The sequence below is a fragment of the Pseudomonas sp. FP2300 genome, assembly GCF_030687595.1.
GTDB lineage: Bacteria > Pseudomonadota > Gammaproteobacteria > Pseudomonadales > Pseudomonadaceae > Aquipseudomonas > Aquipseudomonas bijieensis.
The window spans coordinates 6,421,742-6,440,026 of record NZ_CP117440.1 but is presented as its reverse complement, the minus strand read 5'-3'; the positions used below and the strand labels follow the sequence as shown (position 1 = coordinate 6,440,026).

Here is an 18,285-nt window from a genome sequence, read left to right as displayed (position 1 = left end):
TGCACTGGTCAGCCGTTCAGCCAATGTCCTTTGCCAAACGCTGCCACAACGCGTAATACACCCGTCCGGATTTCTGCTCGCGATGCAAGCGCCAATTGCCCGGCAAGCCCAGGGTGGACGGGGCAGTCTCGCTTTCAGTGTAGACCCAGGCATCGTCGGCCAGCCACTGACGTTCCTCGAGCAGGGTGCAGACCGTCGGCAACAGATTCTGGTTGAACGGTGGGTCCAGGAACACCAGGTCGAAAGGCGTCGCCGGTTGGCTGTCCAGGTAGCGCAGTGCGTCGGCGGTCTGCACCTGGCCTACGGTACAGCGCAGGGTGCCCAGGTGTTCTTTCAGGCTGGAGACTGCCAGGTTGCTGGCGTCCAGCGCCTGGCCCATGGCGGCGCCACGGGACAGCGCTTCGAGAAACAGCGCGCCGCTGCCAGCGAACGGGTCGAGCACCCGGGCACCGGCCACATAGGGGGCGAGCCAGTTGAACAGGGTTTCCCGCACGCGGTCGGGAGTGGGGCGCAGGCCCGGGGCGTCCGGGAAACTCAGGCGCCGGCTGCGCCATTCGCCGCCGATGATGCGCAACTGGTTCACACCGTTGTGCACGGGTTTCTTGCTTGAATTCGATGGACGGGCCATTAGTGCTCCGGAACCCCGAGCGGCTGCTCGGCAGGTTTGTCAGTGGGGGGCGGCAGCGGCTTTTGCGGCACGCTCGGGCCAGCGGTGACGATGACCATCTTGTCGGTGCTCAGGTGCTTGTTCAGTGCGGCCTTGACCTGCTCGACCGTCAGTTCCTGGGACTGGCGCATGAAGTCTTCCAGGTAGCTCAGCGGCAAATCATAGAAACCCATGGCTCCGAGCTGGCCGACGATGTCGGCATTGCTGGCGGTGGACAGCGGGAAGCTGCCCGCCAACTCACGCTTGGCGTCATCGAGTTCTTTTTGGGTGGGACCGTTCTTGAGGTAGTCGGCGAATACGTCCTGCACCAGTTTCAAGGTGCCTTCGCTCATTTCGGCACGGGTCTGCAGGTTGATCATGAACGGGCCGCGGGCCTGCATCGCCGTGAAACCGGAGTACACGCCGTAGGTCAGGCCGCGCTTTTCCCGCACCTCGGTCATCAGCCGCGTGCCGAAACCACCGCCGCCGAGGATCTGGTTGCCCAGGGACACTGCGGCATAGTCCGGGTCGTCGCGGTCGATGCCTAACTGCGCGAGCATCAGGTTGGTCTGCTTGGACGGGAATTCGATGTGGCCGATGCTCGCCTTCGGCTCCACCGGTGGCGGGGTTTTCGCCAGGGCCGGGCCTTTGGGCAGTGCGGCGGAGACCTGGTTGGCCACTGTTTCGGCTTCGGCACGGGACAAATCCCCGACCAGCGCAATCACGGCGTTGCCGGCGGCATAGGCCTTGGCGTGGAACGCCCGGGCCTGGGCCAGGGTGATCGGGGGAATGCTGTCGGCGGTGCCATCGCTGGAGTGGGCATAAGGATGCTCGCCATACAGGCGCTTCATCAGTTCCAGGCCGGCCAGTTTGCCCGGGTTCTGCTTCTGGTATTCGAAACCGTCGAGCATCTGGTTCTTGATTCGGGCGAAGGAGTCGGCGGGGAAGGTTGGCTTGCCGACGACTTCGGCGAACAGCTTCAGCGCCGGTTCACGCTTGTCGGCTGCGCTGAGGCTGCGCAGGGATGCCACGGCCATGTCCCGGTAGGCGCCGTTGCCGAAGTCCGCGCCGAGGCTTTCGAAGCCTTGGGCAATGGCACTGACGTCCTTGCCGGCCACGCCTTCGTTGAGCATGGCGTTGGTCAGCAGCGCGAGGCCGGGGGCGTCGCCGTCCTGGCTGCTGCCGGCGGCGAAGGTCAGGCGCAGGTCGAACATTGGCAGCTCCCGGGCTTCGACGAACAGCACCTTGGCGCCGTCAGCGGTTTTCCAGGTTTGCACATCGAGCTGGCGCCGACTGGGCGCCTTGTCGTTCAGTTCGAGCAAAGATTGCAGTTTGTTGCCGGACTTGGCCTTGTCCAATGCCTGGCTGGCGTTGGAACTGCTCGAAGGCGACAGGTAAAAGGCCAGCGCGCCGACCAGGGCGATCGATACCAGGCCGATCAGCACCCGGCGCGATGATTGACGCTCACTCATGAGCTTTCTCCTCGGGCAGGACATGCGCAACGCTCAGGCGCGAGCGGGTGAAATACAACTGGGCTGCCTTCTGGATGTCTTGTGGGGTCACGCTTTGCAGTTCGGCGAGTTCGCTGTCCATCAGCTTCCAGGACAGGCCGACGGTCTCCAACTGGCCAATGGCGGTGGCCTGGCTGGTGATCGAGTCGCGTTCATACACCAGGCCAGCGATGACCTGGGCGCGCACGCGTTCCAGTTCGTCGGCGGTCGGGGCAGTGGTTTTCAACTGCTCGAGCAAGCGCCACAGGCCCGCTTCGGCCTGGGCGAGGGTTTTGTTTTTCTGCGTGTTGGGCGTCGCCGACAACGTGAACAGCGAGTCGCCGCGGGTGAAGGCGTCGTAGCTTGACGAGCCGCCGGACACCAGCTCTTCGCCGCGCTCCAGTTGGGTCGGGATGCGGCCGCTGTAACCGCCGTCCAACAGGGCCGAGATCAGCCGCAGTGCGTTGACCGAACCCTTGTCTGTCGCGGTGGCGATGCTCGGTACATTGAAGGCCAGCATCACGCTGGGGAGTTGGGTCTGCACATGCAAGGTGATCTGGCGCTCGCCGGGTTCGGCCAGCTCCAGGGGGATTTTCGCCACTGGCACCGCGCGCCGGGCGATCGGGCCGAAATAACGCTGGGCCAGGGACTTGACCTCGTCTGGCGTCACGTCGCCGACCACCACCAGGGTCGCGTTGTTCGGGGTGTACCAGGATTCGTACCAGTGGCGCAGCTCCTCGACGGTCATCCGGTCCAGGTCGGCCATCCAGCCGATGGTCGGCGTGTGATAGCCGCTGGCCGGGTAGGCCATGGCCTTGAAGCGTTCGTAGGCCTTGGACATGGGTTTGTCGTCGGTGCGCATACGGCGCTCTTCCTTGATTACCTCGATCTCGCGGCTGAACTCCTCCGGCGGCAGGCGCAGGCTGGCCATGCGGTCGGCTTCCAGTTCGAAGGCCACGCCCAGGCGATCACGGGCCAGCACCTGGTAGTAGGCGGTGAAGTCATCGCTGGTGAAGGCGTTCTCTTCGGCACCAAGGTCGCGCAGGATCAGCGACGCTTCGCCGGGGCCGACTTTTTCACTGCCCTTGAACATCATGTGCTCGAGGGCGTGGGACAAACCGGTCTGGCCTGGCGTTTCGTAGCTGGAACCAACCTTGTACCAGACCTGGGACACCACCACCGGCGCGCGATGGTCTTCGCGCACGACGACTTTCAGGCCGTTGTCGAGGGTGAATTCATGGGTGGGTTGTGGGTCGGCAGCCAAGGCTGAAAAGGGCAGACAAACTGTGCTGAGCAGCAGGCCTGCGGCGCGGCGGGCAAGAGCATTCATTCGTGTTTAAACCTGTTGGGTTGCCCGCTTGGCCTTAGCCTCAGCGGGCGAGGAGGTGCTAGGATACTGATCCGTTTTACTGGCGGCCACGCCTATCGGGTCTTTTATCGACCCCTGGCTGTTTGGGTTCCTCGGAGAAGCCTCGGGATTGCCTGTTGATCCCGGCGTTTTCGCCGATGATGCCGTACCAGTCCTTCGAAAAAATCGACTTTGAGGTGTCCTCGGGACGCTTCGACAAAATGTTGCGCGTGAACAAGCTGGATGAAACGCAGTCTGTTCAGCATTGAATATTTATCACCGAGGCGCCTTCGTGGCGCGTCGCTACCGTGAGATAGCCGTCCTCCATGTTTGGTTCCAACGACGACAAGAAGACCCCAGCTGAGGCTGGCGAGAAAAAAGGCCTGTTCGGATGGCTGCGCAAGAAGCCGCAGGAAACCGTCGTCGAGCAGCCACAAGCGCTGGCTGAGCCCGCCGCCGAGGCAGTGGCCGAAGAGGCCGCGCCCATTGTCCTGCCGATTGCCGAGCCGGTGCTGCAACCGGTCGAGCCTGAACCTGAACTCGCGCCTGAACCGGTGACCGAACAGCCGCTCACCCCGCCTGCCGGGCACACCCCCTGGCTGACCTTGCCAGTGGCCGAAGAGCCGGTTGCGCTGGTCGAAGACGCGCAGGCCCCCCACGTCACCCCGCCGATTCCGGCCCCGACACAGGCTGTCGAGGCGCCAGTCGTCGAGCCGACGGTCGCAGCCATTGTGCCTGTGGTTACGCCCGCTGCGCCTGAGCCGCAACCGCCTGCTCCAGCCGAGCCCGTCCGTGCTGCCGAGGAAAGCAAGGTTGGCTTCTTCGCCCGTCTCAAGCAGGGCCTGTCCAAGACCAGCGCCAGCATCGGCGAAGGCATGGCCAGCCTGTTCCTGGGCAAGAAAGTCATCGATGACGAATTGCTCGAAGACATCGAGACCCGCCTGCTGACCGCCGATGTCGGTGTCGAGGCCACCTCGGTGATCATCCAGAGCCTGACCCAGAAGGTCGCGCGTAAACAGCTGACCGACGCCGATGCGCTGTATAAGTCCCTGCAAGGTGAGCTGACCAGCCTGCTTCAACCGGTGGAAAAGCCGCTGGTGATTGCCTCGCAGAACAAGCCGTTCGTGATCCTGGTTGTCGGCGTCAACGGTGCCGGCAAGACCACCACCATCGGCAAACTGGCCAAGAAGCTGCAGCTCGAAGGCAAGAAAGTCATGCTCGCCGCCGGCGACACCTTCCGCGCCGCCGCGGTCGAACAGCTGCAAGTGTGGGGCGAGCGCAACAAGATCCCGGTAATCGCCCAGCACACCGGCGCCGACTCCGCTTCGGTGATCTTCGACGCCGTGCAAGCGGCCAAGGCCCGTGGCATCGATGTGCTGATCGCCGACACGGCCGGTCGCCTGCACACCAAAGACAACCTGATGGAGGAACTGAAGAAGGTTCGCCGGGTGATCGGCAAGCTCGACGCCGACGCACCCCACGAAGTGTTGCTGGTGCTGGACGCCGGTACCGGCCAGAACGCCATCAATCAGGCCAAGCAGTTCAACCAGACTGTCGAACTGACCGGGTTGGCCCTGACCAAACTCGACGGCACCGCCAAGGGCGGGGTCATTTTCGCCCTGGCCAAGCAGTTTGGCCTGCCAATTCGCTACATTGGCGTGGGTGAAGGCATCGACGATTTGCGCACTTTTGAAGCCGAGCCCTTTGTCCAGGCGCTGTTTGCCGAGCGGGAGCATTCATGATTCGTTTCGAACAGGTCGGTAAACGCTATCCGAACGGTCACGTCGGCTTGCATGAGCTGAGCTTTCGGGTCCGTCGCGGCGAGTTTCTGTTTGTCACCGGCCATTCCGGCGCCGGTAAAAGCACCTTGCTGCGCCTGCTGCTGGCGATGGAGCGGCCCTCCACCGGCAAACTGCTGCTGGCCGGCCAGGACCTGAGCACCATCAGCAATGCCCAGATTCCCTACCTGCGCCGGCAGATCGGCGTGGTATTCCAGAATCACCAGTTGCTGTTCGATCGCACCGTGTTCAACAACGTGGCGTTGCCATTGCAGATCCTGGGCCTGTCCAAGGCCGAGATCATCAAGCGCGTGGACTCGGCCCTGGAGCGTGTGGCCCTGTCGGACAAGACCGACCTGTACCCGGGCGACCTGTCCACCGGCCAGCAACAGCGCGTAGGCATCGCCCGCGCCATCGTCCATCGGCCGGCCTTGCTGCTGGCGGACGAACCCACCGGTAACCTCGACCCGCGCCTGGCGGCGGAGATCATGGGCGTATTCGAAGACATCAACCGCCTGGGCACCAGTGTGCTGATCGCCAGTCACGACCTGGCGTTGATCGCGCGCATGCGTCACCGCATGCTTACCTTGCAGCGCGGTCGATTGATCGGTGACGGGGAGGCTGGCGTATGAGTGCGACTCGCAGCCCGAAAGTGGCCGAACGCGTAGCCCCGAAAGCTTCCGATCCGCAGCCGCAGAAGAAAAAACGCGACGATGACGACGGCCCGGACTTCGCCACGCTGCTGCGCGCCTGGATCGAAAGCCATCGCGCCAGCCTGCTGGACAGCCTGCGGCGCCTGGGCAAGCAGCCCATTGGCAGCTTCTTTACCTGCATGGTGATGGCGGTGGCCCTGAGCCTGCCCATGGGCCTGTCATTATTGCTCAGTAATGTGGAGCGCCTGGGCGGTTCCTGGCAGCGTGCGGCGCAGATTTCCCTGTACCTGCAGATGGACGCGAGTCCCGGCGAAGGCCAGGCGTTGCGTGAGCAGATCAAGGCCATGCCGGGCGTGGCCGATGCCGAATACATCGGACGCGAACAGGCGCTTGAAGAATTCCAGCAGCAGTCCGGCCTGGGCGAAGCCCTCAAGGAACTGCCGGAGAACCCGCTGCCGGGCGTGGTGCTGGTGACGCCGAACGAGGTCGACAAGTCGACTCTTGAAGCATTAAGACAAAGACTTTCCGAGTTGCCGAAGGTACAACAGGCGCAACTTGATCTAGTCTGGGTCGAGCGTCTTGCGGCGATCCTCAAGCTCGGCGACCGGTTTGTCTTCGGTCTGACGGTGCTGCTGGTTTCTGCATTACTTTTGGTGATAGGCAATACCATTCGTCTTCATATTGAAAACCGCCGCACCGAGATAGAAGTGATTAAACTCGTCGGCGGTACGGACAGTTATGTACGCAGGCCCTTCCTTTATATGGGCGCGTTGTATGGCTTCGGTGCCGGGATTCTGTCCTGGGGTGTATTGGCGTTCGGCCTGGATTGGCTGAATGACGCGGTAGTGGGGCTGGCCGGTTTGTACGGCAGTGATTTTTCGCTGGCCGGAGTGCCAGTCGCCGACGGTCTGTCGCTCTTGCTTGGCGCGGTGCTGTTGGGTTATATCGGTGCATGGATTGCGGTAGCACGCCACTTGCGTGAGCTTGCGCCAAAATAGGTTTTTTGCGCGTATTGACCTTTCAGTTTTTGTGGGAACTTGTCCTATGGTTCCCGGTCAATTTTCGCAGTGCTGAACTGCACGAGTTATGTGAGTCGGAGGTTTTTTCGTATGACCACTTCTTTGCAACCTGCTTATGCTCTGGTCCCGGGTGCGAACCTGGAGGCTTATGTGCACACGGTGAACAGCATTCCTTTGCTGACGCCCGAGCAGGAGCGTGAACTGGCCGAGAGTCTCTATTATGAGCAGGATCTTGAGGCGGCTCGGCAGATGGTGCTCGCCCACCTGCGTTTTGTCGTACATATCGCCCGCAGCTATTCCGGCTACGGGCTGGCCCAGGCCGACCTGATCCAGGAAGGCAACGTTGGCCTGATGAAGGCGGTCAAGCGTTTCAACCCGGAAATGGGTGTGCGCCTGGTGTCGTTTGCCGTGCACTGGATCAAGGCGGAAATCCACGAGTTCATCCTGCGTAACTGGCGCATCGTGAAAGTCGCGACCACCAAGGCCCAGCGCAAGCTGTTCTTCAACCTGCGCAGCCAGAAGAAACGCCTGGCCTGGCTGAACAACGAAGAAGTCCACCGTGTAGCCGAAAGCCTGGGCGTAGAGCCTCGGGAAGTACGCGAGATGGAAAGCCGCCTGACCGGCCATGACATGGCCTTCGACCCGGCCGCCGAAGCGGACGACGACAGCGCTTTCCAATCGCCGGCCAACTACCTGGAAGACCACCGGTACGACCCGGCGCGTCAACTGGAAGACGCCGACTGGAGCGACAACTCCAACACCAACCTGCACGAAGCCCTGGAAGTGCTGGACGAACGCAGTCGCGACATCCTTTACCAGCGTTGGCTGGCCGAGGAAAAAGCCACGCTGCACGACCTGGCGCAGAAGTACAACGTATCGGCCGAGCGGATTCGCCAGCTTGAGAAAAGCGCGATGAACAAGCTCAAGGTATCGATTGCGGCTTGACCTGCTGTAGTGCAATAAGAAACGCCCCGATCAGTGATGATCGGGGCGTTTTTGTGTGTGCTCACTCTCGGACTCAACCCGGTTCCCTTGTGGGAGCGAGCCTGCTCGCGATGGCGATAGATCTGCCAGCGTAAATGTTGACTGATACACCGCTATCGCGAGCAGGCTCGCTCCCACAGGTGCGGCTACTGCGCCCAAGGCGCCCGGCGCGCATGATCGAGCTCCAGTAAGTAACTGTCGCCCCCCAACTGGCTCATCTGCTGGCGAATCCAGCTCGCGCGCCGCAGCACGTAAGGGCTCGGCCGGCTGGCGCTCCACTTGCGCGGATTCGGCAGGACTGCCGCCAGCAGGCTGGCCTGTTGGCGGGACAAGCCGTCGGCGCTGACCCTGAAATGGTGGCGCGCTGCGGCTTCAGCCCCGAACACACCGTCATCCCACTCGACGCTGTTGAGGTACACCTCGAGGATCCGCTGCTTGGGCCAGAACACTTCGATCAGCCCAGTGAACCAGGCCTCCAGCCCTTTGCGCAGCCAGCTGCGACCCGACCACAGGAACAGGTTCTTGGACACTTGCTGGCTGAGGGTGCTGGCACCGCGAATCGAACCGCCACGCCCATTGTGGGCGAACGCGGCCTGGATCGCGCCGATGTCGAACCCCCAGTGCTCGGGGAATTTCTGGTCTTCACCGGCAATCACCGCGACCTTCAGGCTATCGGAGATCCGGTCCCAAGGCTGCCAGGTGCGTTGCAGGTCAATCGGTTCGCCACCGAACCAGGATTCGACCTTGCGCTCGATCATCAGCGCGGTGAACGGTGGCGGCACCACGCGAAACAGCAGCACGAGCACAACGCTGCCGACGGCGAACCAGAGCAGGGCTTTAAGGAATCGTCGAAACAATAAACGCAGCATAGAGATGGCTTGGCCGAACCCGTCGAGCGGGCCATTATACAGACCCTGTCCCCCGAGTCTGATTGGAGTTCTCATGCTGCGTAGCTTTCTGATGCTGGCTGCTTTTTTCGGCTTCACAGGCGTGGCACTGGGGGCGTTTGCCGCTCACGGCCTGAAAAATCGCCTGAGCGCCGATTACCTGGCGATTTTCCACACGGGCGTCACCTATCAACTGGTGCACACCCTGGCCCTGCTGGGTGTCGCGCTGCTGGCCACGCACATCCCCGGGCGCATCGTCACCTGGGCCGGGGTTTCCTTTGTGGTGGGCATCCTGTTGTTCTCCGGCAGCCTGTACCTGCTGACCCTCACAGGCATCAGCAAGCTGGGCATCATCACGCCGTTTGGCGGCGTGGCGTTCCTGATCGGCTGGCTGTGCCTGGGGCTTGCCGCCTGGCGGCTGGGCTGACCGGGCAGTCCATTTCATGACGAATGGCTTGGGTCACCCAGACTGATCGGGCTAGAATGCCAGCCCCTAAAAATGATGGCGGCATCCGGCATGCGCATTCAGTTGAACGGCGAACCCCTTGATCTGCCCGACGGTGAGACCGTCGCGGCCCTGCTGACCCGTCTGGAACTTGCCGGACGTCGCGTCGCGGTGGAGCTCAATCTGGATATCGTCCCGCGCAGCCAGCACGCCGAAACCACGTTGAACGATGGCGATTCGGTCGAAGTGGTCCATGCCATCGGCGGCGGCTAGTCGCTTCGGTTTCGCAGCATTTCGCAAGAACCTCACCCCAACAGAGGATTTCCCATGAGCATCGTTCGTAGCGACAAGCCCTTCGTCCTGGCCGGTCGTACCTACCAGTCGCGCTTGCTGGTAGGCACCGGCAAATACCGTGACATGGAAGAAACCCGCCTGGCTATCGAGGCCTCGGGCGCCGAAATCGTAACCGTCGCCGTGCGCCGCACCAACATCGGCCAGAACCCGGGCGAACCGAACCTGCTGGATATCCTGCCGCCGGATCGCTACACCATCCTGCCGAACACCGCCGGTTGCTTCGACGCCATCGAGGCCGTGCGCACCTGTCGCCTGGCCCGTGAGCTGCTCGATGGCCACAACCTGGTGAAACTGGAAGTGCTGGCGGACCAGAAAACCCTGTTCCCCAACGTGATCGAGACCCTCAAGGCCGCCGAAACCCTGGTCAAGGAAGGTTTCGACGTGATGGTCTACACCAGCGATGACCCGATCATCGCCCGTCAACTGGCGGAAATCGGCTGCATCGCGGTCATGCCGCTGGCCGGCCTGATCGGCACGGGCCTGGGGATCTGCAACCCGTACAACCTGCAGATCATCCTTGAAGAAGCGAAGATCCCGGTGTTGGTGGATGCCGGTGTCGGTACCGCTTCCGATGCCACCATCGCCATGGAGCTGGGTTGCGAAGCGGTGCTGATGAACTCCGCCATCGCCCACGCCCAACAACCGATCCTGATGGCCGAAGCCATGAAACACGCGATTGTCGCCGGGCGCCTGGCGTACCTGGCCGGTCGCATGCCGAAAAAACTCTACGCCAGCGCCTCCTCGCCGCTGGATGGTCTGATCAAGTAAGAGCCATTGATGACTGAATCGAACGACACGCCGGTCCTGCCGGAAGAAGGCGAAGAGCGCCAACACCGGCGCATCAAGAGTTTTGTGATGCGCGCCGGGCGCATGACCGAGGGCCAGCAGCGCGGCCTGGAGCAGGGCGCGCCGCTGTTTGTCCTGCCGCTTGCCGATGCCCCGGTGGATTTTGACCAGGTGTTCGGCCGCTCGGCCCCGCGCTCGCTGGAAATCGGCTTCGGCATGGGCCATTCGTTGCTGGAAATGGCCGCAGCTTCGCCTGAACAGGATTTCATTGGTGTGGAAGTCCACCGCCCCGGCGTCGGTGCGCTGCTCAATGGCGTGCTGACCCAAGGGCTGACCAACCTGCGGGTCTACGATTGCGACGCCATCGAAGTGCTCAACCGCTGCGTGGCTGACAACAGCCTCGATCGGCTGATGCTGTTCTTCCCGGACCCATGGCACAAGAGTCGCCATCACAAGCGTCGTATCGTCCAGGCATCGTTCGCTGAACTGGTGCGCAGCAAGTTGAAGGTCGGCGGTGTGCTGCACATGGCCACCGACTGGGAACCCTATGCCGAATACATGCTGGAAGTGATGAATGTCGCCCCGGGCTACCGCAACCTGGCCGAAGACGGCAAGTGCGTGCCACGCCCGGCCGAACGGCCGATCACCAAGTTTGAACGCCGTGGTGAACGGCTTGGGCATGGGGTTTGGGATTTGAAGTTCGAGAAGGTGGCGTAAGCATCACGCGGTAAAAACTGTGGGAGCAAGGCTTTGTGGGAGCAAGGCTTGCCCGCGATAGCAGCACCTCGGTACCCACTTCAACCCCGAGTTGCCTGCATCGCGAGCAAGCTTTGCTCCCACAGAAGCCCGCTCCCACATTTGTTTTCTGGTGTCTGTGGGGTCAGCGCCGATCCGCCACGACACCAATCAACACCAGCACCACCAACAACACCGGCGCCAGGCTGTAGTTGTTGAACTGGCTCAAACCTCGGACGACCCATGGCGTGGCGTAGATCAGTGCCGCGCCGCTGCCGATCATGCACAGCAGGGCGATCAGTGGAACGCGCAAGGCGCCGGCGATGCTGCCCAGGCGTTGTTCGACCCAGCCCTTGATGTCGGCACCAAACAGCACCAGCAGGCAGCCTACCAATGCCAGGGAGATTTCTGACAGGTTGCTGCGGCTCCAGCGGGACACGGTGGCCAGCAGGTCGAGTACCAGATCCATTCGATTTCCTTGTGTTGATCAGCTCAGAAATTTCTGCAGCAAGTCATTGAGAAACAGCTGTCCGCGCTCGGTGGCTGCCAGACGTTCCGGTTCGACCTGCAACAACCCGCTTTGTTCGGCCTCGCGCCGGCCTTCGGCCAGGCTTTGCAGGGGCAGCCCGGTGCGCTCCGGGTACAGCCGCGATTCCACGCCTGCGGTCAAGCGCAGGGCGTTCATCAGGAACTCGAATGGCAGCTCTTCGTTGGCCAGGGTTTTCTCGCCCGCCAGGAAGCGTTTGGCCGGGTTGAGGTAATCCTTGGGCAGGCGCGTCTTCCAGGTGCGTACGATGCGCCCGTCCGGATGGCTGAGCTTGCCATGGGCGCCGGCGCCGATGCCAATGAAGTCGCCGAAGCTCCAGTAATTGAGGTTATGCCGCGCCGCCCGACCGGGTTGGGCGTAGGCCGAGACTTCGTACTGGGCGTAGCCGTGCTCGGCCAGCAGGGCTTGTCCGGCTTCCTGGATGTCCCACAACGTGTCGTCTTCGGGCAATGTTGGCGGCTGGTTCCAGAACACCGTGTTCGGCTCCAGCGTCAACTGGTACCAGGACAGGTGAGTCGGCTTCAAGGCGATGGCCTGGCGCAGGTCGCTCAAGGCGTCGTCGAGGGATTGGTCGGGCAAGCCGTGCATCAGGTCGAGGTTGAAGTTGTCGAAACCGGCCTGGCGAGCCATGCCGGCGGCGCGCACCGCCTCGTCACCGTTGTGGATCCGGCCCAAGGCCTCGAGCTTGGCCTGCTGGAAGCTCTGGATGCCGATGGACAGGCGATTGATGCCCAAGGCCCGGTAAGCGACGAATTTTTCCTGCTCGAAGGTGCCGGGATTGGCTTCCAGGGTGATTTCAATGTCCTGGGCGAAGGGAATGCGTGCTTCGACGCCCTTGAGCAACCGGCCCAGGGCCTGGGCACTGAACAGGCTCGGGGTGCCGCCACCGAAAAAGATCGAGCTCAACGGTCGACCATAGACCGCATGCAGATCCTGGTCGAGGTCGGCCAGCAGGGCGTCGACGTACTCTTCTTCCGGCAATTGCGGGCTGGCGGTGTGGGAGTTGAAGTCGCAATACGGACATTTGCGCACGCACCACGGGATGTGCACGTACAACGCCAGGGGCGGCAGCACCGGCAGCGGCGCCCGAGGCGTTTGTGCACCGCCGTGAATCAGCGGTGCCGGAGCATCATCGATCATCGCAGGCCCAGGCGTTGACGCAGCAGGGCCATGGCGCGGGCGCGGTGGCTCAGTTGGTTCTTTTCCACCGGCCCCAGCTCGGCGCTGGAGCAATTACGCTCCGGCACCCAGAACAACGGGTCATAGCCAAAACCGTGCTCGCCGCTGGCTTCGGTGAGAATGCGCCCGTGCCACAAGCCTTCGCAGAGGATCGGCAACGGGTCATCGGCATGGCGCACCAGGGCCAGCACGCACACGAACTGCGCGCCGCGCTCGGCTTCGGGCACGTCCTTGAGGGCTTCGAGCAGCTTGGCGTTGTTCGCCGCGTCCCCTTTGCCGTCCGCGTAACGGGCCGAATAAATGCCCGGCGCGCCGCCGAGGAAGTCCACTGCCAGCCCGGAATCGTCGGCCAGCGCCGGCAGGCCCGAGATGCGGGCGGCATTGCGGGCCTTGAGGATGGCGTTCTCGACGAACGACAGACCGGTCTCTTCCGGTTCCACCTGGCTGAACTCGCCAATCGAGCGCAACTGCACCGAGCCGCCGAGCATGGCCTGCAGTTCCTTGAGTTTGCCGGCGTTGTGGCTGGCCAGTACGAGTTGGGTGAAGTTGATCATTGGCCCGGGAACAGTTCCTGGTTGAAGTTGATGGTGTTGATCTTGTCGCCGGTTTGCACCTTGATCTCGAAGGTGCGGGTTTCCTGCTGGGGCACCGGGTACTGGGCGATGTAGTAGATCGCGCCTTGTTCGGTCACCTGCTTGAATTGCAGCGGGATGCTCTGGCTGGTGAGGTCTTTCACCGTGCCACTGACCTGGGCGCTCAAGGGCACGCCGGCCTTGAGCACCGAGACGTTGATCACGCCCTGTTGCTTGCTGCGGATCAGCTCGGCATTCTTGGCGATCTCCGGCGTCAGGAAGGTGGAGTTGAAGGTGTTGTAGTGCACGGTGATATCACCGAACACTTCCTTGCGCTCGCCTTTGATAACGTCGGCGGCCATGGCGCCAACGCTCAGGCAAGCGGTGATGAGAAACAACCCTAGACGTTTCATGTCGTGCTCCTGGTGAGGCCGGGGCTCACACCGCGACCTGGTAATCGGTAAGGCCCGGACTACTGACCCTATAGATGCCTATCTCACCTAACAGATTAGGCCATAGCTTGCTGGCCCACCCGTGGCGGTGCTGCTGGTCCACGGCCAGGCGATCGATGACCTTGGCTTCGCGTTCGCGGCACAGCGCCTCGAAGTCGGCGAAAGTGCAGAAGTGGATGTTCGGCGTGTTGTACCAGGTGTAGGGCAGGAACTCCGAGACCGGCATGCGCCCCTTGCTCGCCAGGTACCAGCGGCAACGCCAATGCCCGAAGTTGGGGAAGGTGATGATGCACTGGCGCCCGACCCGCAGCATTTCGTCGAGGATCTTGTCCGGGTAGTGCACCGCTTGCAGGGCCTGGGTCATGACCACGATGTCGAAGCTGTTGCTGGCGAAGTTGCCCAGGCCCTTGTCCAGGTCCTGCTCGATGACGTTGATGCCCTTGGCGACGCACTCGGCGATGTTGTCCGGGTCGTTTTCCAGGCCGTAGCCGCTGACTTGCTTGTTGTCCCGCAGCCAGGTCAGCAGTTCGCCGTTGCCGCAGCCCAGGTCAAGCACGCGGCTGCCGGCGGGGATCCATTCCTGGATGATTTCCAGATCGGCTCTCATGGCGTCCTCACAGCGTTATACGGTTCATGTAGTTGCCGAACGCCTGCAGGTAGCGCGGGATCGGGATCAAAAAGGCGTCGTGGCCCTGGGGCGCGTCGATTTCCAGGTAGCAGACGTCCTTGCGCGCGGCCATCAGCGCGTCCACCAGCTCCCGGGAGCGCGCCGGGGAGAAGCGCCAGTCAGTGGTGAACGACATCACGCAGAACTTGGCGGTGGCATTGGCGAAGGTTTTTGCCAGGTTATCGTCGAAGTTCGCTGCCGGATCGAAGTAGTCCAGTGCCTTGGTCATCAACAGGTAGGTGTTGGCGTCGAAGCGCCCGGAGAACTCTTCACCCTGATAGCGCAGGTAGCTCTCGACCTGGAACTCGACGCTGTGGAAGTCGTAGTTGAGCTTTTCGCTCTTGAGGCCACGGCCGAATTTTTCGCCCATGGAGTCGTCGGACAGGTAGGTGATGTGCCCGACCATCCGCGCCAGCATCAACCCGCGCTTGGGGATCACGCCGTGTTCCTGGAACGAGCCGCCGTGGAATTCAGGGTCGGTGAGGATCGCCTGGCGCGCCACTTCGTTGAAGGCGATGTTCTGCGCCGACAGCTTGGGTGCCGAGGCGATTGCCAGGCAATGGCGCACGCGGTCCGGGTAGGTGATGGTCCACTGCAAGGCCTGCATGCCCCCCAGGCTGCCGCCGATCACGGCTGCCCACTGGGCGATGCCGAGGCGATCGGCCAGGCGCGCCTGGCTGTGGACCCAGTCTTCCACCGTCAGCACTGGAAAATCGGCGCCGAAGGGCTTGCCGGTGTCCGGGTTGAGGCTGCTGGGGCCGGTGGAGCCGTTGCAGCCGCCGAGGTTGTTCAGGCTGACTACGAAGAACTTGCTGGTGTCGATGGGCTTGCCCGGGCCGATGCAACTGTCCCACCAGCCGGGTTTGCGGTCGTCGACGCTGTGGTAGCCGGCGGCGTGGTGATGCCCCGACAAGGCGTGGCAAATCAGCACGGCATTGCTCGCCGTGGCATTGAGGGTGCCGTAGGTTTCGTAGATCAGGTCATAGGCCGGCAACGAACGGCCGCAGGCCAGGGCCAGGGGCTCGCTGAAATGCGCCATTTGCGGCGTCACCAGACCAACGGAATCGGGGGGAAAGGCAGTTGGCATCGACCCTGCTCGCGTTGAAATGAGGCGTAAGTCTAAAGACCGCTGTGGCAGGCGGCAAGCAAAGGCGCGGCTGGGCGATTTAACTGTGGCGAGGGGATTTATCCCCGTTGGGCTGCGTAGCAGCCCCAACACAGCTAATGCGATCCGCCAGACACGCCGAGGCGACGGATAGCCCAGCGGGGATAAGTCCCCTCGCCACAAGATCGGCGCTAACCGATCAGGCCCGTGTCAGGCCTGGCAGCTCCGGCAGCTTCTTCGGCGAATGAATCCGCACCCGCTTCTGTCGGTTCAATTCGCCGCTGATCAGGCTGACCTGGCTCTTGGACACGCCAAACGCCTTGGCCAGGAATGCCATCAGGTAGGCATTGGCCTTGCCCTCGACCGGCGGGGCGGTGAGGCGGATCTTCAGGCGGTCACCGTGCAGCCCGGCGAAGTCATCGCTGCGGGCTGCCGGTTGCAGGTGACATTCCAGGATCAGGTCGTCGCCGTCCCAGCGAAAGTAGCTCACCGGGTCAGATCAGCAGGCGCAGGATTTCCGGCATCATGGTCATCGCTGCCAGGTTGTTGATCACCAACATGTCGATCAGCTTGAGCACCATGAACGCCAGGATCGGCGAAATGTCCAGGCCGCCAAGGTTCGGCACGATACGACGGAACGGCGCCAGGGCCGGCTCGCAGATCTGGTTGACCAGCTCGGCGCCCGGATTGTGGCTGCCCGGAGCGACCCACGACAGGATCACGCTGATGATCATGGCGAAGAAGAAAATCTTCAGGAACAGCGCGGTCACGCCAATGATCGACCAGATCAGCAGTTGCAGCGGGTTGCCGGTGGTGCCGTAGGTCAGCAGCAGGGTCAGGGCCATCAGCGCCAGTTGCACGAGGATCGCCAGCACCAGCGACGACATGTCCAGGCCGAACAGGCTGGGGATGATCCGGCGCAAAGGCTTGAGCAGCGGCTGGGTAGCCTTGACGACGAACTGGCACAGCGGGTTGTAGAAGTTGGCGCGCACCAGTTGCAGTACGAAACGCATCAGCACGATCAGCAGATACAGGCTGCCGAGGGTTTGCAGCACATAGACCGCTGCGGTGTTCAATCCAATCATGAATGGCTCCTTATTGGCCCAGTTGTTCGGCCATCTCGGCCGAGCGGTGCGCGGCGGCGCCGAGTGCTTTTTCCACCAGGGCTTCGAAGCCCCCGGCCTGGAATGATTTGATGGCCGCTTCGGTGGTGCCGGCCGGCGAGGTCACGCGGCGGCGCAGCTCGGCCGCATCGACGTCGCTGGACACGGCCATGTGCGCGGCCCCCAATGCGGTCTGCAAGGTCAGCTGCGCGGCGATATCCCGGGGCAGGCCGAGTTTCTCGCCGGCGGCGGTCATGGCTTCGATCAGCAGGAAGAAGTACGCCGGGCCCGAGCCGGAGACGGCGGTGACGGCGTCCAGTTGCTGTTCGGTGTCCAGCCACAGCGCCAGGCCGACGGCTGACAGCAGCTCCTCGGCCTGTTGCCGTTGTGCGGTGGACACCTGGGCCGTGGCGAACAGGCCGCTGACGCCCTGGCGCAGCAGCGCCGGGGTGTTGGGCATGCAGCGTACGATCGGCTGTTCGCCGAGCCAGTTGTTCATACTGGCGCAGGTGATGCCAGCGGCAATCGACACCACCAGTTGCTGGGGCTTGAGGCTGGGGCGCAGGGCCTCGCACACGGTTTTCATCGCCTGTGGCTTGACCGCCAGCACGACGACGTCCGCACCGTCGACGGCCTGGGCGTTGTCGGCGAAGGTTTCGATGCCGTGTTCGGTGCTCACTCGGTTGCGGGTCTCTTCACCCGGATCGCTGGCGCGGATCAGGGAAGCGTCCAGGCCCTTGGCCCGCAGGCCGCCGATCAGGCTGGCGGCCATGTTGCCGGCGCCGATGAAGGCAATACGCGTGTTGCTCATGACAGGTCCTTATAAAGAGATGAGTCGGCCATGGTTCAGGATTGACCGTAGTCGCGGGCGCCGAACAGGGCGGTTCCGATGCGCACCCAGGTGGCGCCCTGGGCGATGGCCGACTCAAGGTCGTGGCTCATGCCCATGGAAAGGGTGTCCAGCGGCAGCTCCAGGCTGGTTTGCAAGTTTTGAACGGCGGCGAAGGCTGCGTCCTGGGCGGCGCGCTCTTCGGTGGGCTCGGGAATCGCCATCAGCCCACGCAGCTTCAAGCGCGGCAAGGCGCTGATGGCGCTGGCCAGGGCGGGCAGGTCTGCCGGGGTGCAGCCGGACTTGCTGGCTTCACCGCTGACATTGACCTGGATGCAGATGTTCAGCGGCGGCAACTCGGCCGGGCGTTGCTCGGACAGGCGCTGTGCAATTTTCAAGCGATCCACGGAATGCACCCAGTCGAAGTGTTCGGCGATAGCACGCGTCTTGTTCGATTGAATGGGGCCGATGAAGTGCCAGATCAAGGGCAGGTCGGTCAGTTCGACCTGTTTGCCCAGGGCCTCTTGCAGATAATTCTCGCCGAAGTCCCGCAGGCCCGCGGCATAAGCTTCGCGCAGGGCCTGGGCGGGCTTGGTCTTGCTTACGGCCAGCAGCTGGACACTGTGTTCGGCACGTTGGGCGGCCTGCTCCGCAGCGCGGATACGCGATCTAACCTGAGCGATGTTGTCTGCTATCGTGGACATAA

22 protein-coding genes are annotated in these 18,285 nt (G+C 62.7%); 8 read left to right on the top strand and 14 right to left on the bottom strand.

The window, feature by feature from the left end; genetic code table 11:
* Positions 1–16 precede the first annotated feature (16 nt).
* Genes rsmD through PSH86_RS28710 form a run of 3 tightly spaced genes read right to left on the bottom strand, consistent with a single transcriptional unit; the run spans position 17 to position 3,466 of the window.
* Positions 17–628 carry a 16S rRNA (guanine(966)-N(2))-methyltransferase RsmD gene (gene rsmD / locus PSH86_RS28720; protein WP_116833669.1) on the bottom strand — a complete coding sequence of 204 codons (612 nt, stop codon included), beginning with the start codon at positions 626–628 and terminating at the stop codon, positions 17–19.
* Positions 628–2,118 carry a pitrilysin family protein gene (locus PSH86_RS28715; RefSeq protein ID WP_176688964.1) on the bottom strand — a complete coding sequence of 497 codons (1,491 nt, stop codon included), beginning with the start codon at positions 2,116–2,118 and terminating at the stop codon, positions 628–630. The genes rsmD and PSH86_RS28715 overlap by 1 nt, the downstream gene beginning before the upstream one ends.
* The gene (locus PSH86_RS28710; RefSeq protein WP_212801577.1) at positions 2,111–3,466 is read right to left on the bottom strand and encodes a pitrilysin family protein; all 1,356 of its coding nucleotides are present in this window, start codon (positions 3,464–3,466) and stop codon (positions 2,111–2,113) included. The genes PSH86_RS28715 and PSH86_RS28710 overlap by 8 nt, the downstream gene beginning before the upstream one ends.
* Before the next feature lie 344 nt (positions 3,467–3,810).
* Between PSH86_RS28710 and ftsY the strand changes: the two genes are divergently transcribed.
* The 4 genes from ftsY (at position 3,811) to rpoH (ending at position 7,879) form a co-directional block, all read left to right on the top strand.
* Complete coding sequence (gene ftsY / locus PSH86_RS28705) at positions 3,811–5,226, top strand: signal recognition particle-docking protein FtsY (RefSeq protein WP_109752420.1); 1,416 nt, start codon at positions 3,811–3,813, stop codon at positions 5,224–5,226.
* Positions 5,223–5,894 carry a cell division ATP-binding protein FtsE gene (ftsE, locus tag PSH86_RS28700; RefSeq protein ID WP_003177474.1) on the top strand — a complete coding sequence of 224 codons (672 nt, stop codon included), beginning with the start codon at positions 5,223–5,225 and terminating at the stop codon, positions 5,892–5,894. The genes ftsY and ftsE overlap by 4 nt, the downstream gene beginning before the upstream one ends.
* The gene (ftsX, locus tag PSH86_RS28695; RefSeq protein ID WP_109752418.1) at positions 5,891–6,913 is read left to right on the top strand and encodes a permease-like cell division protein FtsX; all 1,023 of its coding nucleotides are present in this window, start codon (positions 5,891–5,893) and stop codon (positions 6,911–6,913) included. Before ftsE ends, ftsX begins: the two co-directional genes overlap by 4 nt.
* 111 nt (positions 6,914–7,024) lie before the next feature.
* On the top strand, positions 7,025–7,879 hold the full coding sequence (rpoH, locus tag PSH86_RS28690; protein ID WP_003177476.1) for an RNA polymerase sigma factor RpoH: 855 nt from the start codon (positions 7,025–7,027) through the stop codon (positions 7,877–7,879).
* Between the two features lie 185 nt (positions 7,880–8,064).
* Here rpoH and mtgA read toward each other — a convergent pair whose 3' ends face one another.
* A complete protein-coding gene (mtgA, locus tag PSH86_RS28685) occupies positions 8,065–8,787 on the bottom strand; it encodes a monofunctional biosynthetic peptidoglycan transglycosylase (protein ID WP_305486543.1) in 723 nt (240 codons plus the stop codon).
* Between the two features lie 73 nt (positions 8,788–8,860).
* Between mtgA and PSH86_RS28680 the strand changes: the two genes are divergently transcribed.
* The 4 genes from PSH86_RS28680 (at position 8,861) to trmB (ending at position 11,107) form a co-directional block, all read left to right on the top strand.
* Positions 8,861–9,232, top strand: a complete 372-nt coding sequence (locus PSH86_RS28680) for a DUF423 domain-containing protein (protein ID WP_109752415.1) — start codon at positions 8,861–8,863, stop codon at positions 9,230–9,232.
* Between the two features lie 90 nt (positions 9,233–9,322).
* A complete protein-coding gene (gene thiS / locus PSH86_RS28675) occupies positions 9,323–9,523 on the top strand; it encodes a sulfur carrier protein ThiS (RefSeq protein ID WP_162893874.1) in 201 nt (66 codons plus the stop codon).
* Positions 9,524–9,577: 54 nt separating this feature from the next.
* Complete coding sequence (locus PSH86_RS28670; protein WP_003177480.1) at positions 9,578–10,372, top strand: thiazole synthase; 795 nt, start codon at positions 9,578–9,580, stop codon at positions 10,370–10,372.
* A gap of 9 nt (positions 10,373–10,381) precedes the next feature.
* The gene (gene trmB / locus PSH86_RS28665) at positions 10,382–11,107 is read left to right on the top strand and encodes a tRNA (guanosine(46)-N7)-methyltransferase TrmB (RefSeq protein WP_014340682.1); all 726 of its coding nucleotides are present in this window, start codon (positions 10,382–10,384) and stop codon (positions 11,105–11,107) included.
* A 163-nt stretch (positions 11,108–11,270) separates the two neighbouring features.
* Here trmB and PSH86_RS28660 read toward each other — a convergent pair whose 3' ends face one another.
* From PSH86_RS28660 to PSH86_RS28615, 10 genes are all read right to left on the bottom strand, one after another.
* Positions 11,271–11,594, bottom strand: a complete 324-nt coding sequence (locus PSH86_RS28660; RefSeq protein WP_003177482.1) for a DUF3392 domain-containing protein — start codon at positions 11,592–11,594, stop codon at positions 11,271–11,273.
* Positions 11,595–11,612: 18 nt separating this feature from the next.
* Complete coding sequence (gene hemW, locus PSH86_RS28655; protein WP_233459479.1) at positions 11,613–12,812, bottom strand: radical SAM family heme chaperone HemW; 1,200 nt, start codon at positions 12,810–12,812, stop codon at positions 11,613–11,615.
* The gene (gene rdgB, locus PSH86_RS28650) at positions 12,809–13,405 is read right to left on the bottom strand and encodes an RdgB/HAM1 family non-canonical purine NTP pyrophosphatase (RefSeq protein WP_109752409.1); all 597 of its coding nucleotides are present in this window, start codon (positions 13,403–13,405) and stop codon (positions 12,809–12,811) included. Before rdgB ends, hemW begins: the two co-directional genes overlap by 4 nt.
* Positions 13,402–13,836 carry a DUF4426 domain-containing protein gene (locus PSH86_RS28645; protein WP_176688968.1) on the bottom strand — a complete coding sequence of 145 codons (435 nt, stop codon included), beginning with the start codon at positions 13,834–13,836 and terminating at the stop codon, positions 13,402–13,404. Before PSH86_RS28645 ends, rdgB begins: the two co-directional genes overlap by 4 nt.
* Positions 13,837–13,861: 25 nt before the next feature.
* Complete coding sequence (gene metW / locus PSH86_RS28640; protein WP_109752405.1) at positions 13,862–14,482, bottom strand: methionine biosynthesis protein MetW; 621 nt, start codon at positions 14,480–14,482, stop codon at positions 13,862–13,864.
* Positions 14,483–14,489: 7 nt separating this feature from the next.
* Positions 14,490–15,629 carry a homoserine O-acetyltransferase gene (locus PSH86_RS28635; RefSeq protein WP_109752403.1) on the bottom strand — a complete coding sequence of 380 codons (1,140 nt, stop codon included), beginning with the start codon at positions 15,627–15,629 and terminating at the stop codon, positions 14,490–14,492.
* Between the two features lie 217 nt (positions 15,630–15,846).
* Positions 15,847–16,137 (bottom strand): DUF167 domain-containing protein, encoded by a 291-nt coding sequence (locus tag PSH86_RS28630; protein ID WP_116833661.1) that lies wholly within the window; start codon positions 16,135–16,137, stop codon positions 15,847–15,849.
* Between the two features lie 4 nt (positions 16,138–16,141).
* Positions 16,142–16,732, bottom strand: coding sequence for a YggT family protein (locus tag PSH86_RS28625; RefSeq protein WP_109752399.1), 591 nt, complete (start codon positions 16,730–16,732; stop codon positions 16,142–16,144).
* 10 nt (positions 16,733–16,742) lie between these two features.
* Entirely contained in the window at positions 16,743–17,561 is an 819-nt protein-coding gene (gene proC / locus PSH86_RS28620) for a pyrroline-5-carboxylate reductase (RefSeq protein ID WP_109752397.1), read from the bottom strand.
* A 35-nt stretch (positions 17,562–17,596) separates the two neighbouring features.
* Complete coding sequence (locus tag PSH86_RS28615) at positions 17,597–18,283, bottom strand: YggS family pyridoxal phosphate-dependent enzyme (protein ID WP_109752395.1); 687 nt, start codon at positions 18,281–18,283, stop codon at positions 17,597–17,599.
* Positions 18,284–18,285: the final 2 nt, after the last annotated feature.

Excerpts from the sequence above, each read along its gene's own strand:
- rsmD (WP_116833669.1), bottom strand. The coding sequence starts at position 628 with ATGGCCCGTCCATCGAATTCAAGCAAGAAACCCGTGCACAACGGTGTG.
- PSH86_RS28715 (WP_176688964.1), bottom strand. The coding sequence starts at position 2,118 with ATGAGTGAGCGTCAATCATCGCGCCGGGTGCTGATCGGCCTGGTATCG.
- PSH86_RS28710 (WP_212801577.1), bottom strand. The coding sequence starts at position 3,466 with ATGAATGCTCTTGCCCGCCGCGCCGCAGGCCTGCTGCTCAGCACAGTT.
- ftsY (WP_109752420.1), top strand. The coding sequence starts at position 3,811 with ATGTTTGGTTCCAACGACGACAAGAAGACCCCAGCTGAGGCTGGCGAG.
- ftsE (WP_003177474.1), top strand. The coding sequence starts at position 5,223 with ATGATTCGTTTCGAACAGGTCGGTAAACGCTATCCGAACGGTCACGTC.
- ftsX (WP_109752418.1), top strand. The coding sequence starts at position 5,891 with ATGAGTGCGACTCGCAGCCCGAAAGTGGCCGAACGCGTAGCCCCGAAA.
- rpoH (WP_003177476.1), top strand. The coding sequence starts at position 7,025 with ATGACCACTTCTTTGCAACCTGCTTATGCTCTGGTCCCGGGTGCGAAC.
- mtgA (WP_305486543.1), bottom strand. The coding sequence starts at position 8,787 with ATGCTGCGTTTATTGTTTCGACGATTCCTTAAAGCCCTGCTCTGGTTC.
- PSH86_RS28680 (WP_109752415.1), top strand. The coding sequence starts at position 8,861 with ATGCTGCGTAGCTTTCTGATGCTGGCTGCTTTTTTCGGCTTCACAGGC.
- thiS (WP_162893874.1), top strand. The coding sequence starts at position 9,323 with ATGCGCATTCAGTTGAACGGCGAACCCCTTGATCTGCCCGACGGTGAG.
- PSH86_RS28670 (WP_003177480.1), top strand. The coding sequence starts at position 9,578 with ATGAGCATCGTTCGTAGCGACAAGCCCTTCGTCCTGGCCGGTCGTACC.
- trmB (WP_014340682.1), top strand. The coding sequence starts at position 10,382 with ATGACTGAATCGAACGACACGCCGGTCCTGCCGGAAGAAGGCGAAGAG.
- PSH86_RS28660 (WP_003177482.1), bottom strand. The coding sequence starts at position 11,594 with ATGGATCTGGTACTCGACCTGCTGGCCACCGTGTCCCGCTGGAGCCGC.
- hemW (WP_233459479.1), bottom strand. The coding sequence starts at position 12,812 with ATGATCGATGATGCTCCGGCACCGCTGATTCACGGCGGTGCACAAACG.
- rdgB (WP_109752409.1), bottom strand. The coding sequence starts at position 13,405 with ATGATCAACTTCACCCAACTCGTACTGGCCAGCCACAACGCCGGCAAA.
- PSH86_RS28645 (WP_176688968.1), bottom strand. The coding sequence starts at position 13,836 with ATGAAACGTCTAGGGTTGTTTCTCATCACCGCTTGCCTGAGCGTTGGC.
- metW (WP_109752405.1), bottom strand. The coding sequence starts at position 14,482 with ATGAGAGCCGATCTGGAAATCATCCAGGAATGGATCCCCGCCGGCAGC.
- PSH86_RS28635 (WP_109752403.1), bottom strand. The coding sequence starts at position 15,629 with ATGCCAACTGCCTTTCCCCCCGATTCCGTTGGTCTGGTGACGCCGCAA.
- PSH86_RS28625 (WP_109752399.1), bottom strand. The coding sequence starts at position 16,732 with ATGATTGGATTGAACACCGCAGCGGTCTATGTGCTGCAAACCCTCGGC.
- proC (WP_109752397.1), bottom strand. The coding sequence starts at position 17,561 with ATGAGCAACACGCGTATTGCCTTCATCGGCGCCGGCAACATGGCCGCC.
- PSH86_RS28615 (WP_109752395.1), bottom strand. The coding sequence starts at position 18,283 with ATGTCCACGATAGCAGACAACATCGCTCAGGTTAGATCGCGTATCCGC.